The organism is Cesiribacter andamanensis AMV16 (genome assembly GCF_000348925.1).
GTDB lineage: Bacteria > Bacteroidota > Bacteroidia > Cytophagales > Cyclobacteriaceae > Cesiribacter > Cesiribacter andamanensis.
On sequence record NZ_AODQ01000222.1, the window covers coordinates 1 to 2,610 of the forward strand.

A 2,610-nucleotide genomic window follows, 5' to 3' on the forward strand; every position below is an offset into this window, starting at 1 on the left:
AATGTGCGGGCGCTTATTGCCTACAATACCGATTCGGAGATTACCCCCACGGTGCGCACCAACGGCATTCTGATGGCCCAGATCGCTCCCCGGGGCGGCTATATTTCAGGCTCCTCCTCCATTGTGTCGCTGGATGCCTGGAACTGGGAAGATGCCGCCCTTAAGGCCGATGATGGCCTGTGGATGAACTGGCCCTCCATCTACCGCCGTAGCGGCTGGTGGGCCGAGCCGGGCCAAACCGAGCGCAATAAAAACTACGATGGTAACAAGGCCGAAATTGAAGCCTTTCTGGCTACAGCCCTTGCCTATAGCCAGGAGAGCACGCCCAAAACGACCAACCTGAAGCTGGAAGCCATGCGGGGCTTGTTTGATGGCAGCAAGCGCCTCTACATTACCGCCAGCTATGCCAAGGAGATTGTGGAGTCGGTACGCACCGCCCAGAAGCACGGCATCAAGAACATTGTGGTGGTAGGGGCCGAGGATGCCTGGTATGTAAAGGAGTTCCTGAAGGAGAACAGGATACCGGTGCTGCTGGCCAACCTGCACCGCCTGCCCGGCCGGGTAGAGGAAGATGTGGACATGCCCTATAAACTTCCTTCCCTGCTGCATAAGGAGGGAATACTGGTGGGCCTGCTCTACGACGACCTGAAGAGCAACCGCAACCTGCCCTTCTTTGCCGGAACAGCCGCCGGTTTTGGCCTGGAGCGCGAAGAAGCCCTCAAGCTGATCACCTCCAACACCGCCAAAATCCTGGGTATTGAGGCCGAGGTGGGCACCCTGGAGCAGGGCAAGCGCGCTACCCTTTTTGTATCCGAAGGCGATGCGCTGGACATGCGCACCAACCTGGTGAGCCTGGCCATGATCGATGGCCGAAAACTGAACCTCACCAACAAGCAGATCAGGCTATACGAGAAGTTTCGGGACAAGTATGAGCAGCAGGCTGCCCCCACTACCGAAACGGAAACGCAGCAGCAACCCATTCAGGGCAGAAACTAAGCCTGCTCCCAGTCCTATTTAAAAAAAGCTGCTCCCTTGCCGGGGGCAGCTTTTTTCATAAGCGCCTGCACATTCACCATAAAAGGGAACCTTGTCTAAATGGCTTGGCTGCTTGTGAGCAGGGATTCTATAACCAACTGCCCCCTTCCTGGTTTGGTAAGAAGAGAAGAGGATAACAGCAGCAGATGAAGCGATTATTCAGGATAGCCAAGCGGGTAATTAAAGATTCGGTGCAGCGCTTTTCGGCTGCCGACCCCATCGTCTACAGCGCTGCCATTGCCTTTTTTACCCTATTCAGCCTGCCGCCCATTCTCTTCATTGTAGTAAAGGTAGGGGGCTCCCTGGTGGGCACTGCCCGTATTGCGGAAGAAGTCTACCTGCAGGTGCGCGAAAAAGTGGGCGAAGAAAGTGCCCGTCAGATGCAGACTATCCTGGAATCAGGCTTTGCCGAAGGGGAGGGGATCTTCTCGCAAACCCTTAGCTTTCTGATTCTGCTTTTTGCCGCTACAGTGGTTTTTAGCTTTATAAAAAAAGCCCTGAACAGCATCTGGAACGTAAAGCCCAAGCCTAAGCAGGGCATTACTAAATTTGCCATCGACCGGGCCTTTTCCCTGATTCTCATCATTATTCTGGGCATCTTCATAGTCGCCAGCCTGCTGCTGGATTCGCTCATTGCCCTTTTTGCCGATGAGTTCAGCGACGAACTGCTGGGCCTGACCCCGTATGTGGTAAAGATGCTCAACAACATTGCTTCCTTTCTGCTCATGACGGTGGTCTTTACCCTGCTGTACAAATACTTTCCTGATATCCGCTCGCCCTGGAGGCCCATGTGGGTAGGCGGGCTGATTACCTCCGGCTTGTTTACGCTGGGGAAATTCATTATTGGCAGCATCATCAGCGGCACCGATATCTCCACCACCTATGGGGCGGCAGGGTCGCTGGCGGCCATTCTGCTCTGGGTGTTTTATTCCTCGGTTACGGTGCTCATTGGGGCCATCATTACCAAGATCTACTACCTGCACAAGGGGTATCAGGTACACCCTACTGAGCATGCCGTAGCCATTGAAATTCGGGAAATAGAGTGGGAAGAAGAAGGGGAGCAGGCGCCCCCGCTGCCCGATGAGGAAGAGGAAGCCCGGCAGGCTTGATAGCTGCAAGTTTTTTTCTCAACTTTAGCCTCCCAATGCTATTCTGCTGCCCTTGAGAACCAACCTACTCCTTATTGCCCTGCTGGCCGTTTTGCTACTGGCAGCCGGCGGGTTTTGGCTCTATACCCATTTTTCTGCCGATCAGGATTATCCCCTGCGCAAGCTTGTGCCGGCCGATGCCGTGCTGGTCTACAGCAGCAAACAGCCCACCGCTGCCCGCGATAGCCTGCAGGGCCATGCTTTTGGCGAAGTGCTGGCCGATATACCCGGTTTTGCCCGTTTAAAAGGCTATGAAGAAGAATTGCAGCGCCTGCTGCCGGGCTTTGATCGCCTGCAGGAGCGGGAGTTTCTTTTTTCCCTTCACCTGACCGAGCGCCATGCTTTTGATTACCTGCTGCTGATGCCCTTTGGGGACCAAAAGACGCCAACCTGCTGCAAGAGCTGCGCAAAGAAGTAGACGATCGCC

The 2,610-nt window shown here is 54.8% G+C and carries 3 protein-coding genes; all 3 read left to right on the forward strand.

What is annotated here, in order from left to right; all coding sequences use genetic code 11:
* On the forward strand, nucleotides 1-996 hold a 996-nt coding region (locus tag ADICEAN_RS20590; RefSeq protein ID WP_152426551.1), incomplete at its 5' end, for an amidohydrolase family protein.
* A 185-nt stretch (nucleotides 997-1,181) separates the two neighbouring features.
* Entirely contained in the window at nucleotides 1,182-2,144 is a 963-nt protein-coding gene (locus ADICEAN_RS20595) for a YihY/virulence factor BrkB family protein (protein ID WP_009197612.1), read from the forward strand.
* A gap of 52 nt (nucleotides 2,145-2,196) precedes the next feature.
* Nucleotides 2,197-2,601 (forward strand): hypothetical protein, encoded by a 405-nt coding sequence (locus tag ADICEAN_RS20600; RefSeq protein ID WP_009197613.1) that lies wholly within the window; start codon nucleotides 2,197-2,199, stop codon nucleotides 2,599-2,601.
* The last annotated feature ends 9 nt before the right edge of the window (nucleotides 2,602-2,610 follow it).